At 64.9% G+C, this 12665-nt stretch carries 14 protein-coding genes; 6 read left to right on the forward strand and 8 right to left on the reverse strand.

The features are described from left to right. Positions 1 to 24 precede the first annotated feature (24 nt). Positions 25 to 291, reverse strand: coding sequence for a hypothetical protein (locus AC1DPF_RS05320; RefSeq protein WP_477870949.1), 267 nt, complete (start codon positions 289 to 291; stop codon positions 25 to 27). A 235-nt stretch (positions 292 to 526) separates the two neighbouring features. Between AC1DPF_RS05320 and AC1DPF_RS05325 the strand changes: the two genes are divergently transcribed. After that, the gene (locus tag AC1DPF_RS05325; RefSeq protein ID WP_477960091.1) at positions 527 to 772 is read left to right on the forward strand and encodes a hypothetical protein; all 246 of its coding nucleotides are present in this window, start codon (positions 527 to 529) and stop codon (positions 770 to 772) included. A 218-nt stretch (positions 773 to 990) separates the two neighbouring features. Here AC1DPF_RS05325 and AC1DPF_RS05330 read toward each other — a convergent pair whose 3' ends face one another. Next, positions 991 to 1518, reverse strand: coding sequence for a hypothetical protein (locus AC1DPF_RS05330; protein ID WP_477870945.1), 528 nt, complete (start codon positions 1516 to 1518; stop codon positions 991 to 993). A gap of 89 nt (positions 1519 to 1607) precedes the next feature. Between AC1DPF_RS05330 and AC1DPF_RS05335 the strand changes: the two genes are divergently transcribed. Further along, a complete protein-coding gene (locus AC1DPF_RS05335; protein WP_477960093.1) occupies positions 1608 to 2252 on the forward strand; it encodes a hypothetical protein in 645 nt (214 codons plus the stop codon). Positions 2253 to 2431: 179 nt separating this feature from the next. After that, a complete protein-coding gene (locus AC1DPF_RS05340) occupies positions 2432 to 4117 on the forward strand; it encodes a PAS domain S-box protein (RefSeq protein WP_477870941.1) in 1686 nt (561 codons plus the stop codon). 89 nt (positions 4118 to 4206) lie between these two features. Here the strand turns inward: AC1DPF_RS05340 and AC1DPF_RS05345 are convergent, their stop codons facing one another. Together AC1DPF_RS05345 and AC1DPF_RS05350 are read right to left on the reverse strand one after the other, a co-directional pair. Next, a complete protein-coding gene (locus AC1DPF_RS05345) occupies positions 4207 to 4653 on the reverse strand; it encodes an NfeD family protein (RefSeq protein ID WP_477960095.1) in 447 nt (148 codons plus the stop codon). Further along, positions 4650 to 5624: an SPFH domain-containing protein gene (locus AC1DPF_RS05350; RefSeq protein WP_477960187.1), complete on the reverse strand. Its 975-nt coding sequence runs from the start codon at positions 5622 to 5624 to the stop codon at positions 4650 to 4652. The genes AC1DPF_RS05345 and AC1DPF_RS05350 overlap by 4 nt, the downstream gene beginning before the upstream one ends. A gap of 220 nt (positions 5625 to 5844) precedes the next feature. Here AC1DPF_RS05350 and AC1DPF_RS05355 point away from each other — a divergent pair, with 220 nt between their 5' ends. From AC1DPF_RS05355 to AC1DPF_RS05365, 3 genes are all read left to right on the forward strand, one after another. Beyond that, the gene (locus AC1DPF_RS05355) at positions 5845 to 6642 is read left to right on the forward strand and encodes a transglutaminase-like domain-containing protein (RefSeq protein WP_477960097.1); all 798 of its coding nucleotides are present in this window, start codon (positions 5845 to 5847) and stop codon (positions 6640 to 6642) included. Positions 6643 to 6741: 99 nt separating this feature from the next. Then, the gene (locus tag AC1DPF_RS05360) at positions 6742 to 7170 is read left to right on the forward strand and encodes a hypothetical protein (RefSeq protein WP_477960099.1); all 429 of its coding nucleotides are present in this window, start codon (positions 6742 to 6744) and stop codon (positions 7168 to 7170) included. 22 nt (positions 7171 to 7192) lie between these two features. After that, on the forward strand, positions 7193 to 8320 hold the full coding sequence (locus AC1DPF_RS05365) for a PQQ-dependent sugar dehydrogenase (RefSeq protein WP_477960101.1): 1128 nt from the start codon (positions 7193 to 7195) through the stop codon (positions 8318 to 8320). A 69-nt stretch (positions 8321 to 8389) separates the two neighbouring features. Here AC1DPF_RS05365 and AC1DPF_RS05370 read toward each other — a convergent pair whose 3' ends face one another. The 4 genes from AC1DPF_RS05370 to AC1DPF_RS05385 all read right to left on the reverse strand — a co-directional run bounded on the left by AC1DPF_RS05370 (position 8390) and on the right by AC1DPF_RS05385 (position 12598). Beyond that, positions 8390 to 9043: a pyridoxamine 5'-phosphate oxidase family protein gene (locus tag AC1DPF_RS05370; RefSeq protein ID WP_477960103.1), complete on the reverse strand. Its 654-nt coding sequence runs from the start codon at positions 9041 to 9043 to the stop codon at positions 8390 to 8392. 323 nt (positions 9044 to 9366) lie between these two features. Next, positions 9367 to 9726 (reverse strand): response regulator, encoded by a 360-nt coding sequence (locus AC1DPF_RS05375; RefSeq protein ID WP_477960105.1) that lies wholly within the window; start codon positions 9724 to 9726, stop codon positions 9367 to 9369. Between the two features lie 186 nt (positions 9727 to 9912). Then, positions 9913 to 10860, reverse strand: coding sequence for a DUF808 domain-containing protein (locus AC1DPF_RS05380; RefSeq protein WP_477870927.1), 948 nt, complete (start codon positions 10858 to 10860; stop codon positions 9913 to 9915). A gap of 139 nt (positions 10861 to 10999) precedes the next feature. Further along, positions 11000 to 12598 carry an NAD(P)/FAD-dependent oxidoreductase gene (locus AC1DPF_RS05385; RefSeq protein ID WP_477870925.1) on the reverse strand — a complete coding sequence of 533 codons (1599 nt, stop codon included), beginning with the start codon at positions 12596 to 12598 and terminating at the stop codon, positions 11000 to 11002. Between the last annotated feature and the right edge of the window lie 67 nt (positions 12599 to 12665).

The following is a 12665-nucleotide window of genomic DNA, read 5'->3' on the forward strand; positions in this document are numbered from 1 at the left end:
CGACGGTCCCGCTTTGATCGGCGGTTACTCGGGACGTCCTCCCGCGTCGATCCAGCTGTCGTGGATCGCGTCTATCTCGAATAGTCGATAGGCCGCGCAGAGGCTGCTTATCCAGGCTTCTTCGCGCTGTCGTGCGGCGGTCGCGTAAAGCCGTCGTCCCTGATCGTCGCGATAAGCTTTGCGCGCAGCGGCACTGGCCGACCAGTGGCGCAGATCGCCGAGGGCGCGCAGCAGCGCGTCGATCTCCACGACCTCGCGATGGGCAAGGCCTACCGGTTGAAATGCGGTCATCGCAGCTCCTGGATGAAGATCACATGTGTACAAAAATATTGTACGATGTCAATTGAAATCTTGGTCACATGGTTAATGGCGTCCTTGGGTCAGCAGGCAGGAAGTCATAGATTCATTGGTTTTCCTCCGATGCTGTCAACAATTGTAACTTCGGTGCTCGTCCTATTTTCTTGGGCGCATGAAGAGCGCAAGAAGGCGCGGGGGCATTTCGTTCCCTGAGTCGATGGTGGGCATCATGGCAACGCGCATGTTGGAACTGGACGAATATCCCGTCATCGAGGGGGGAGCCCGCCCTATGCTGAGGCTGGTGGAGCGCACGCCGCCAGCCAGGCTGCCGCCCCCTGCCTGGATGGTCGCTCCGGCGTTCCGCACCGAGATCGCTGCCGTTGTCCGCGAAGAGCGGGTGCCCTATCGAGCACCTCTGATGGAGCCGGCGCAGGGGCCGTATCGCAGCATCCGCGAGGTACCGCGGGTCGGCTGAATATGTCGCCGGTCGAATAGTCCGGGATTCCATACCCCCATCCAAGCCGCTGCGACCGCCTCATCGCCCGCCGAGTTGCGCGCGCGATAGGAAAAATCCTAGACATGTAGGATAGTCCAGCTAGAACATAACAAGAACAATAATAGCCGAGTCGATCATGGGAAAACCCGTCTTCCGCGCCTCGCCTGGATGCGAGATCGCGTGCATCGCCTGCGACGTCAGATGCGCGATTCTGGCCGGCGAGGCCGACGACGCCTGGCGGCGGGTGGAATATCTGCGCCGTGAGCATGGGTTGGATCCCGCACCGGGACAGGCTGAGAGCCTGAAGCGCGCTGAAGCGCTGCTGGCAGGCGCAGAGCGAGATTTCGCGCGAGCGCGTCCCGCCGGCTTGCTGGGACATGCTCTTCCAGCATGGTCTCGAACATCCGGGTCAACGCGTCTGCATTAGGGAGGGCGACATCGAGACGGACATATTGCACCGACGGTCCGGCGACGATTGGTCCGGCCTCTGCTTCGTCGGCCGAAAGGCCGGCCAGCGCGAGGACCTCCTGAGGTTCCACTCCGTAGGGCTGCAGCGCAGCGGCGATCCGGCGCGCGGTATCGATGGGGATCAGGCCGGTGAAGCGCTTCTCCTCATAATAGGCGTAGCGCGTGTCGAGCGGGCTGCCGAGCTGCGCGGCGAAGGCGCGCATCGACAGACCCGACCGAGCCCGTAACGCGCGCATGCTTTCATAGGGATGCGCCATGGGACGCCTTTACTGCTGGTTCAACCGCAGGTGTCAGTAAATCTTGTTTTATTATGTGCAACAGAATTGTGGGAAAGCGAGGCGGAGCGATGGCAAGGGCAGGACGGAAACGCAAGGCCGGGGCGCGCACCAAGGCGGGACGGCTCATTGCCACCACCCGTCCGCGGGCGGATGGTGGCACCGCAGAACTGCGGCTGCACCGCGCACGGCGGGCCGGTGCGCTCGACCCGCTGACGACGCGGTTGTGGCAGCAGGGCAAGGCCGAGGAGGCAGCCGAGGCAATCGGCGGTGGCGATCATGGCCAGGGGATCGACGCGATCGGCCGGGCCTGGCTCGCCGGGCTGCTCGAGCATCCGGCGCGTGGCGCCGAGGCGATGCGCGACGCCGGGCGCGTTCTGTTCAAGCTCTACTGGTCGCATTATGCCGAACTTGCGCCAAGCGGAGGGCTGTATCGCGAACTGTCTGGACGCGGCGTGGTGCGCTCGGACGCGAATGATGATATCGAGCGTTCGGCCCAGCTCGAGCGCGCGCTCAACCGCCGGCTCGCGATCCTCGACGATTGCGGCCGCGACGTGCGCAAGGCGGTCGAGAGCCTGTGCATCGACCATCATTTCGAGTTTGGACCATTATGGCTCGACCGGCTGATTGCCGCGCGGCGAGAGAAGCAGGCGGCGGATGCCGAGGCGGCGCGCCGGCTGGAATTTGCGCTGTTGGGGCTGGCGGCGCTGACGTAGAAGTGGAAGCCTTTCTGTTTCCCGGCCGATCCGACCCGCTTCGTATCGGCCGGCCGACGATCGAGAGCGGCGGATAGCGAAAGCCTTGGCCTATGTGGCTCTGGCCCGCGCTGAGCGCGGCTGATAGATATACAGCATTGTAAAGAGGCAAATTGCAGATGCCCATTTTCGATCGATTCTTGACGCTGTCCCCTGACCTGCTCGCCGTGGCCGATATCCGCGATGGGCTGCTGACGCGCGTCAATCCAGCCGCCTGCCGCATTTTGGGGCGCAGTGAGGCCGAACTGCTGTCCCTGCCGTTTTTCGAACTGGTCCATCCGGACGACCGTGACGACGCAGTGGCGGCGACGGCAGCGGCGGTGACGGCAGCGGCGGTTGGGGCACGCCAAACTGACGTCCGCTTCGAATACCGGTTCCTCCGCAAGGACGGCAGCCATTTCTGGGCCGAGGCGCACGGCACCTATTACCCCGACGAGGGTCTGCTCTACGGCATCGCGCGCGACATCACCCAGCGCAAGCAAAACGAGGCCGCACTTGCCGCCGCCCAGGCCGAGCGGGATGCGGTCCTCGAAAGCATCAGCGACGCCTTCTACTCGGTCGACGCCGAGTGGCGGATCACCTACGCGAATGCGCGAGCGGCCGAGATACTGAACAAAAGCCCCGAGGCCGTGCTGGGGCGGCGGCTAACTGACGTCATTTCTGCGAAGGTCGCCGCGTCGCCCGAGTTCCAGCTCCTAAAACTGGCAATGTCCGAGCGCCAACCGCAGGATATGGATTTCAGCGAAGCTGTAGGGCGATGGGCCTCGTTGCGGACCTATCCGCGCGACGATGGCGGACTTTCTATCTATATTCGGGATATCACCGAACGCAAGCGTATGGAAGAGGCGCTGCAGGCCAGCCGTGCGCACTTCGAAGCGGTCGCCAATCTCGTACCCGACATGCTGTGGCGCAGCGGACCCGATGGAACCGCGACCTGGTTCAATCAAGGCTGGGTAAACTATCACGGACGCCCTCTCGAGACGCTGCTGGATGCGGGTTGGAGCATCTTGCATCCCGATGATGTCGAGACCGCCCAGGCGACTTTCGAAGCCGCGCTTCGTGGCAGACAGCCAGTGACCCATGAACAGCGCTTCCGGCGCAGCGATGGCGTGTACCGCTGGTGCCTGGTGCGTATCCAGCCCCTGCTCGACAGCGATGGCGAGATTACCGCCTGGTTCGGCGCTGCGACCGATATCGACGACCTGAAGCGCTCCCAGGAATTGCAGGAGCTGCTCATCGCCGAACTCCAGCACCGGACGCGCAACCTGCTTGGCGTGGTTCGCTCGCTCGCGGCGCAGACCTTGGCAGGCAGCGCCGCGCTCGATGATTTCTCCGAACGGTTCAACCGTAGGCTGGGGGCGCTGTCGCGCGTCCAGAGCTTTCTCTCGCAGGCGGCCGCGACAGGAATCCGCGAACTCGTGTGCACCGAACTCGCGGCGCATGGCATCGAGCCGGACGAGACGCGGGTTGTCCTTGATGGGCCGTCGGTCGAATTGCCGATGGGTCACGTCCAGTCGCTCGCGCTGGCCGTGCATGAACTGACCACGAACGCCCTGAAGCATGGCGCATTCGCCACGCCTTCGGGGCGCCTCGCCCTCCGCTGGTGGATCGAAGGTGAAAAAGGCTCGTCGCTGTCGCTCGAGTGGCGCGAAAGCGGGGTTGCGATGCCGGATGGGGCAAGCCTGCGCCGGGGATTTGGACTCGACCTGATCGAACGGAGTTTGCCCTATCAGCTCAAGGCGAAGGTCAAGATATACTTTTCACCCGACGGTGTGGTCTGCAATCTCGTGCTGCCGCTTTTCCAGGCTAATTCACTGGAGGTTTAGAGCGATGAACAATCAGGCTAAGTAGCCACCATTCTGGGCAGGCCGTCTGATCTAAACAGCCCGTCGGCCTGTGCTTTCATCGCGGCCTCTCAGTCCCCCGGCTCCACCACCAGCGTATTCCCTTCCACCGCTGTCACCTTCGCAATCGTTCCCGCCGCCATGTCGGGTCCCCTTGCCGGCCAGAAGCTGTCGCCATCGGTTGCCCGGCCCTGGCCAGCGACGATGGGTTCGCAGATCGTCACGCGCATGCCGATTGTGCGGGCGGCGCGGTTGTTGAGGAGGGGATCGGAAGGGCTCGCGGCACGGCGGTAGAGGATGCCGCCGATGTAGATGGAAGCGACCGAGGCGCAAGCGAAGATGGCGAGATCGACAGCCAGCGGCGGATCGAACAGCAGCGCGACGATGCCGGTGAGGATCGCCGCCAGTGCCAGCCAGATCAGGAAGACGCCTGGCACGAAGATCTCGGCCGCCGCGAGCAGCACGCCGGCGACCCACCAACCCCAACGCAGGTCGATCAGGGCGAGGACGTCGTTCATGCCGGTTCGGCCGGCGGCTGCGGCGTGGTGGTCGGAACGCTGGTGCGGGTGCCGCTGCGCGACGGCGCCTTTGCACGCGGCGTTATGACGGAGGCGGGCGTGCCATCATCGCCGAGCGCGGCTTTGGCCAGCGCGCCGATGCCGCCGAGAGTGCCGATCAACTGGGTGGCTTCGACCGGGAACAGGATCGTTTTGGCGTTGGGTGAGGTCGCGAACTTGCCGACCGCCTCGACATATTTCTGCGCGACGAAATAGTTGATCGCCAGCGCCTCGCCGCCCGCGATTGCATCGGACACGACACGGGTCGCGGTCGCCTCGGCCTCGGCGGCGCGCTCGCGGGCTTCGGCATCGCGGAAGGCGCTCTCGCGACGGCCTTCGGCCTGGAGGATCTGGCTCTGCTTCTGCCCCTCCGCCTTGAGGATTTCCGAAGCCCGCTGGCCCTCGGATTCGAGGATCAGCGCGCGCTTCTCGCGCTCGGCCTTCATCTGGCGGCCCATAGCGTTGACGATGTCGGCGGGCGGACGGATGTCCTTCAGCTCGACGCGGGTGAGCTTGACGCCCCAGGCGACGGTGGCGTGATCGACCACGCTGAGCAGCCGTGCGTTGATCTCGTCCCGCTTCGACAGCGTCTCGTCGAGGTCCATCGAGCCCATCACCGTGCGCAGGTTGGTGGTGGTGAGCTGGAGCAGCGCGCGATAGAGGTCCGACACCTCATAGGCGGCCTTCACCGGATCGAGCACCTGGAAGAAAACGACGCCGTCGACCGACACCATCGCATTGTCCTTGGTGATGATCTCCTGCCCCGGAATGTCGAGCACCTGCTCCATCATGTTGACGCGGCGGCCGACGCGATCGACGAACGGCATGATCAGAGTGAAGCCCGGCGGCGCGGTCTTGGTATAACGGCCGAAGCGCTCGATCGTATATTCATAGCCCTGCCGCACGACGATGACCGCCGAGAAGACGAACATCACCGCCAGCAACGCCAGCGCCGCGAACAAAATGGCTGCGATCGTCATGCTCTGCTCTCCCGATATGCAGGCGGATGATAGCGCGTTGGCGGTGGCATGACAGCGAAACAACGCGCAGTATCATGGGTCGGCGTTCTTTCTTCGCGATGACGCCTCATCGGACGGACATTAACCCACCGGCACGCGTTTATCGATTCTTACGTGAAGGAAACGACCGGCGATGCGCCTGAAAATCGAAGCGGACCTGCAATACCGCATGTCCGAGCCCGTCGATGTGCTGCTGGCGATCGAGGCGGCGCAGCTCGTCGATCAGAAGCTGATCAGCGACCGGCTGACCGTCGATGGCGTCGGGCCGCTGCGCCCGATCGATGGCGAGGACGGCATTGGGCGGCGGACCTGGATGGAGGCGAGCGGCGACGTCCATGCCCGCTACGAGGCCATGGTCGACATCGAGCGGCGACCCTTATCGATCGAGGCTCTGCCGATTACGCCACGACGCGATCTGCCGCCCGAGGTCATCCCCTATCTGTGGCCGAGCCGCTATTGCGAGGCCGACCTGTTCGAGGCGTTCGTCGAGCGGGAGTTCCCCGGTGAGAATCACGGCTCCAAGATTCTCGCCATGTCGCGCTGGATTCACCAGCATGTCGATTATCGCATCGGCTCCAGTGATGCCTCCACGAGCGCGGTGGGCGTGTTCGTCTCGCGCCGGGGCGTGTGCCGCGATTTTGCGCATCTGCTGGTGAGCTTCGCGCGGGCGGCCGGCGTGCCTGCACGGCTGGTATCGGCTTATGCCTGGCGGCTCGACCCACCGGATTTCCACGCGGTGGTGGAGATCTGGCTGGCCGGCGAATGGTATCTCGTCGATCCGACCGAGCTTGCCCCGCTCGATGGAGTGGTGCGGATCGCCGTCGGCCGCGATGCCACCGACATCGCCTTCATGACCGTGTTCGGGACCGCCGAACTGATCGAGCAGAAGGTGTCCGTCATGCAAATCCCGGCCACGGCAGTAGCCGCCTGAGGTCAGCATCGCAGGAGGTGTTCCGCGGCCAGGGGCAAGCGAGGTATCGGCGGTGGCGGTAGCGTCTGGCCAAACTGCTGCTATATCAGGGCGATGAGCATGACCGCTATCGATGTGTGGGTCGGAAAGACCCTGTTCGTCCCGCCAATCATCAAATTCTGCCAACTCACCCGGCAGAGCCAATATGCCGTATCGCGGCTGCTGTGGTTCGTCACCGCGCTCGATCAGTTGCGCATCGCCACATCGCTGACGTCGCAGATCATCGCGGGCCTGTTCAGCCTGTTCATGATGTTCACCGCCTCCTTCCGCGCTGACATGCCCGCGATCAGCCTGATGTGGTTCCGGATCATGGCGCTCCTGTTGCTGGTGCTGGATGTCTTTTCGGGCGTTGTCAGCGGCGCCTGGAAGGGAGTCGAGATATGGATCCTCGTATTATTCGCCGAATATGCCGCGACGATCCGGACGATCCCGCCTAAGGAGCAGGCCAAGGCCGCCCGGACCGTGCGCGCCCGAGAAGCCGGGCGCTGACGCGGCGATCGGGAGGCCAGCCATGCCGAACAGCAGAGCTCTCCTCGCGCTTGCAGTGCTGGCTATGGCGGCTGCCGCGTCGGCTGAGCAGGCGCCGATTACCGGCCAGCGCCCCTTCGCCGCCAAGCCGTTCCAGACCAGTGTCGTCGCGACTTTCGACCGGCCCTGGGCGATGGCGTTCCTGCCCGATGGCCGGATGCTCGTCACCGAGAAGGCCGGGCATATGCTGCTGTTGTCCGCGGATGGCCAGCGCCGCACCGAGGTTTCCGGAATTCCAGCGGTCAATCCGGCCGGCCAGGGCGCCCTCGGCGAGGTCGTGCCGCATCCGGACTTCGCCAGGAATCATCTGGTGTATTTCAGCTATTCCTCACCCGGAGCGCCCAACGGGATCGTGCTGGCGCGCGGCAAGCTGGCCGGCGATGTCGATGACGCACGCCTCGAGGGCGTAACGACGCTCTACCGCGGCTTTCCGCTCCGGGGTGGCGGCAGCCAATATGCCGGAAGGATCGCCTTTTCGCCCGATGGCTATCTGTTCTTCTCGATCGGCGAGCGCCAGAAGGCCACGCCGGCGCAGGACCCCACGGGCGTGCTCGGCAAGATCGTGCGGCTTACGCCGGACGGCAAGCCCGCGCAGGGCAATCCGCTGGTCGGGCAGGGATTCGACCCGGCGGTATGGAGCTATGGGCACCGCAACCCGCTCGGCCTCGCCTTCGATCTGCAGGGGCGCCTGTGGGAGAATGAGATGGGGCCGCGGGGCGGCGACGAGGTCAACCTGATACTGCCCGGGCGGAACTATGGCTGGCCGATCGTGTCCAACGGTGACAATTATGACGGCTCGCTCATTCCCGACCACCCGACGCGGCCGGACTTGGAGGCGCCGAAGGTCAGCTGGAACCCTTCGATCTCACCGTCGAGCCTACTGGTCTATTCGGGCAAGCTCTTCCCGAAATGGCGTGGCAAGGCCCTGATCGGCGCGCTCTCCGGCCGTTCCCTCATCCTGATAGAGCTGGGCCAGGAAGATGCCCGGGAGCAGGCGCGCTATGACATGACGAATCGCATTCGCGCGGTCCAGCAGGCACCCGATGGCGCCGTCTATGTGCTGGAAGACGGCGGCGATGCGCGGCTGCTCAGGCTGACCCCGAAGCATTAAACTCTTTTCATCCAACTTACCGGCGGGACGGCGGCCAGGCGTCGAGGCGAAGAAGCCGCTCTGCAAGCATCACGGGCGGGTGAGCCTGGATGGCATCGGCGGCGCGACGCGACCGGCGGCCCGGGTGGTCGCATCGGGCTGGGGTTCGCCGAACGCCAGGCGAAACGGCGCAATGCCGGCCCAGACCTCGTCGCCCATGTCCTCCTCATCGTCGACGGGATCGCCGGTGCGGATCTTCACCGAGGCTTCGTCGATGGGCATCCACATTATGCTGGTCGCCTTGAACTCCTGCGGCGAGACCGGCCGCAGGCCATCCCAGCGTCCGGGATAGAAGCTTTCCGTCATTGCCTTGAGCCGGGCGAGCTTCTCGTCGTCACCCACCACCAGCCGGCCCTTGCCGAACAGCATCGCGGATCGGTAATTGGCGGAATGGTGAAAGGCGGATCGCGCCAGCACCAGGCCGTCCAGATGAGTGACGGTCAGGCAGACATCGACATCCTCGCTGGCGCGGAGCGCACGACTGGCGCTGGACCCATGCCAGTAGATCGAATCGCCCTCACGCCAATAGAGCGTCGGGGTCACCACCGGGTAGCCCTCGAACACATAGCCGACATGGCAGAGCATGCCGGCGTCGAGAACGGCGTGGAGGGTGTCGCGATCATAGGCGGCGCGTTCATGGACGCGCCTTACGCGCGTGCGTGCGCTCGGTGGTAGAGATGGCAAGCTGTTCCCTCGGCGCTGGTTCTGCGAGCGTGACGCCCCGCCCTGGAGGAGGCGGGGCGGGGCACGCTCAAGCACAAACCGCCCCCGATATGCGCGGCGGTGTACCCTGTCGTTGGGTATAATGGAAAAGCGAAGAAGGTGCCAGTTCGCGCGAAGACCCGCCGGCGACGGGGGGGTGACCGACGGGTCCGCACTCTCCTGAGCCGCGGGTATAAGGGGGGCTTTGCCGGCTCGGAGACCAGAACCGATCGATAGCCGGTAAGTTCCTTTACGGCACCGTTACTGGCCGGGCACCATCGAATGTCGTCGCCGGCCCGTGCCGCTCAGTGGCTTACCCGCTCGAGTTCGGCGATCAGTGCGTTGGCGCGATACGGCTTCTGGAGGAACGGGACCGCCGCGGGCATGTCTATATCGTCGGGGTAGAGGTGCCCCGAGGTCAGGATGACGGGAAGCGTTGGCCAGCGCTCCTGCACCATGGCGGCCAGCGCGAGACCGTCCAGCGCGCCAGGCATCTTTATATCGCTGAACACTATGTCGATGTCGCCGCGATCGTCGAGCACGGCCAAGGCAGAATCGGCGTCTGCGGCTTCGATGGCCGCGTAGCCCGCGTCCTCGATCGCATCGACTGCCATCAAGCGGACGAACAGCTCATCCTCGACGACAAGGACCACCCGTCGTTGCATATCCGGGTTTACGCTACGGCCCATGGCAAAAACTGACCTCCAAAAGGGGAGAATGCAAATCGAAAGCCTGCTCTATTTGCCGCGGGAAATCCACCCGGAAGAAAACGTACCGTACACGAAATGATATGGCGGCCCAGACCGTTACGGCCCCGCCATGTCAGGGAGCTTGGGTACGGCCCCGCCATGTCAGGGAGCTTGGGTCTTGCCGTTCAATCCGCCAACGATATGCATCAGCGTGCCGATCGTCCCTCCCACCAGAAGGCCGACGAGGCCCGACAAGAAGGCGGCAATAATCCAGGGCAGCAGTGCTGGCGCAAAGGGGGCGGCACGAGCGGCGGAATCTGCGAGGTGATGGATCAGCGCCGCCGGCGCGTCGACGCCGAAGACCGCGAGCCCGTGAACGATGATACCGCCGCCGACCCAGATCATCGCGGCGGTGCCGATGATCGACAGCCAGCGCATGATGATCGGCATCGCCTTAACCATCGAGCGGCCGATCGCGCGGGTCGCGGCGAGGTCGCGCCTGGCGAGGTGGAGACCGATATCGTCCATCTTCACGATCAGGCCGACGACACCATAGACGCCGATCGTGATCGCGATGCCGACCGCTGCCAGCACCCCCGCCTGGATCGGCAGCGGTTCAGCGGCGACTTCGCCCAGCGCAATCGCCATGATCTCCGCTGACAGAATGAGATCGGTACGGATCGCCCCGGACACCTGCTGCTTTTCGAGAGTCGCGGCATCGATGCCGGCCAGCGCCTCCTCCGCGTGGTCGTGCCCGCCGATCGCCTCGAGCACTTTCTCCGCCCCCTCGAAGCACAGGAAGCCGCCGCCCAGCATCAGCAGCGGCGTGATCGCCCAGGGTGCGAAGGCGCTAAGCAGCAATGCGATGGGCAGCAGGATGAGCAGCTTGTTACGCAGCGATCCCACCGCGATCCTTGCGATGATCGGCAGCTCGCGATCCGGCGTAAGACCGGTCACGTAGCGCGGCGTTACGGCCGCGTCGTCCACGACGACGCCCGCCGCCTTCGCGCCCGCCTTGCCTGCGGCGGCGCCGACATCGTCGAGCGATGCCGCCGCCAGCTTGGTCAGGCCGACGATGTCGTCCAGCAGCGCTACAAGTCCCGAAGCCATCCGCGTCCTTCCATCTTCATCGAGGGGCGTCCTGTAGAGACCGCCCCGAACAGATCAAAGGAGAAGTGTTTTGGTTGGCGCCTGGGCGGGATAGATCAGGCCGGCGACGTGATGGTCGAGGCATTACCGAACTTCATCGTCAGCCGGCAAGGCTGAGCGCCACCGCTTCCGCCACCTTGATGCCATCGACTGCGGCCGAGAGGATTCCGCCCGCATAGCCGGCGCCTTCGCCGGCGGGATAGAGGCCGCGGACGTTGAGGCTCTGGAAATCCTTGCCGCGGGTGATCCGGATAGGAGAAGAAGTGCGGGTTTCCACACCGGTCATCATCGCGTCGGGATCGTCATAGCGCGGAATTTGCCGACCGAAGATCGGCAAGGCCTCGCGCAGCGCCTCGATGGCGAAGTCCGGGAGGCATGCGGCGAGGTCGGTCAGGTGGACGCCGGGCTTATAGGACGGCACGACCTCGCCGAGCGCCGTCGACGGCCGGGCGGCGAGGAAGTCGCCGACACGCTGCCCCGGCGCTGCATAGGTCGATCCGCCGGCGACATAGGCCCGCTCCTCCCAATGGCGTTGCAAGGCGATGCCGGCGAGCGGGTGGTCCGGATAGTCGCGCTCGGGCGTGATGCCGACGACGAGCCCGGAATTCGCGTTGAACTCCTGCCGCGAATATTGGCTCATGCCGTTGGTGACCACCCGGCCGGGTTCCGACGCCGCGGCGACGACCCGGCCGCCGGGGCACATGCAGAAGCTATAGACGCTGCGGCCATTGGCGCAGTGATGCGACAGGCTATAGGCTGCGGCGCCAAGGTCCGGATGGCCGGCGCAGGCGCCGAAGCGGGCGCGGTCGATCCAGCTTTGCGGGTGCTCGATGCGGACCCCGATCGAGAAGGGCTTCGCCTCGATATGCACACCGCGCTCATGGAGCATGTGAAAGCTGTCGCGAGCGCTGTGCCCGACGGCCAGCACCACATGCTCGGCTTCGAGAAAATCGCCGGTGTGGAGCTGTAGCCCGCGCACGCGCCCCTGCTCGATCGCGATATCCTCGACGCGGTGCTCGAACCGATATTCGCCGCCGAGCGCCTGGATCGTCTCGCGCATGCTTTCGACCATCGTCACGAGCCGAAAGGTGCCGATATGCGGATGCGCCTCGGTCAGGATCTCGGGTGGCGCGCCGGCCTTGACGAACTCGGTCAGCACCTTGCGCCCGAGGAAGCGCGGATCCTTGATCTGGCTGTAGAGCTTGCCGTCCGAGAAGGTGCCGGCGCCGCCTTCGCCGAACTGGACGTTGGACTCGGGATCGAGCACGCCGCGCCGCCAGAGGCCCCAGGTGTCCTTGGTCCGCTCACGCACCACCTTGCCGCGATCGACGATGATCGGGCGGAAGCCCATCTGCGCCAAAATCAAGCCGGCGAACAACCCGCAGGGGCCGGCGCCGATCACGACGGGGCGGGGGGCTCCGGCGGGCGCGCTGGTCACGAAGCGATAGCCGGTGTCGGGCGTCGCGCGGACATGTGGATCGCCAGGGAAGCGTGCCAGAACCGATGCTTCGTCGCGCAGCGCCACGTCGACCGAATAGACGAGCAATATCGCCGACTTGCGACGCGCGTCATTGGCACGACGGGCGATGGTGAAGTCCACCAGCTCGGCCGGCGTGATGCCGAGCCGCTGGATGATGGCTGCACGCAGGGCTTCGGCCGGGTGATCGAGCGGGAGCTTGAGTTCGGAGAGACGGAGCATCAGCGGGGCTTTAGGGCCGTCCCGTCATGGCTGCAATCGAAGGCGTCCTCACAGCACATCTCCAAAC

It is taken from the genome of Rhizorhabdus sp. P4_G6 (assembly GCF_056401045.1).

Coding starts and splice junctions, on each gene's coding strand:
- AC1DPF_RS05320 (WP_477870949.1), bottom strand. CDS start 291: ATGACCGCATTTCAACCGGTAGGCCTTGCCCATCGCGAGGTCGTGGAG.
- AC1DPF_RS05325 (WP_477960091.1), top strand. CDS start 527: ATGGCAACGCGCATGTTGGAACTGGACGAATATCCCGTCATCGAGGGG.
- AC1DPF_RS05330 (WP_477870945.1), bottom strand. CDS start 1,518: ATGGCGCATCCCTATGAAAGCATGCGCGCGTTACGGGCTCGGTCGGGT.
- AC1DPF_RS05335 (WP_477960093.1), top strand. CDS start 1,608: ATGGCAAGGGCAGGACGGAAACGCAAGGCCGGGGCGCGCACCAAGGCG.
- AC1DPF_RS05345 (WP_477960095.1), bottom strand. CDS start 4,653: ATGAACGACGTCCTCGCCCTGATCGACCTGCGTTGGGGTTGGTGGGTC.
- AC1DPF_RS05350 (WP_477960187.1), bottom strand. CDS start 5,624: ATGTTCGTCTTCTCGGCGGTCATCGTCGTGCGGCAGGGCTATGAATAT.
- AC1DPF_RS05355 (WP_477960097.1), top strand. CDS start 5,845: ATGCGCCTGAAAATCGAAGCGGACCTGCAATACCGCATGTCCGAGCCC.
- AC1DPF_RS05360 (WP_477960099.1), top strand. CDS start 6,742: ATGACCGCTATCGATGTGTGGGTCGGAAAGACCCTGTTCGTCCCGCCA.
- AC1DPF_RS05365 (WP_477960101.1), top strand. CDS start 7,193: ATGCCGAACAGCAGAGCTCTCCTCGCGCTTGCAGTGCTGGCTATGGCG.
- AC1DPF_RS05375 (WP_477960105.1), bottom strand. CDS start 9,726: ATGCAACGACGGGTGGTCCTTGTCGTCGAGGATGAGCTGTTCGTCCGC.
- AC1DPF_RS05380 (WP_477870927.1), bottom strand. CDS start 10,860: ATGGCTTCGGGACTTGTAGCGCTGCTGGACGACATCGTCGGCCTGACC.
- AC1DPF_RS05385 (WP_477870925.1), bottom strand. CDS start 12,598: ATGCTCCGTCTCTCCGAACTCAAGCTCCCGCTCGATCACCCGGCCGAA.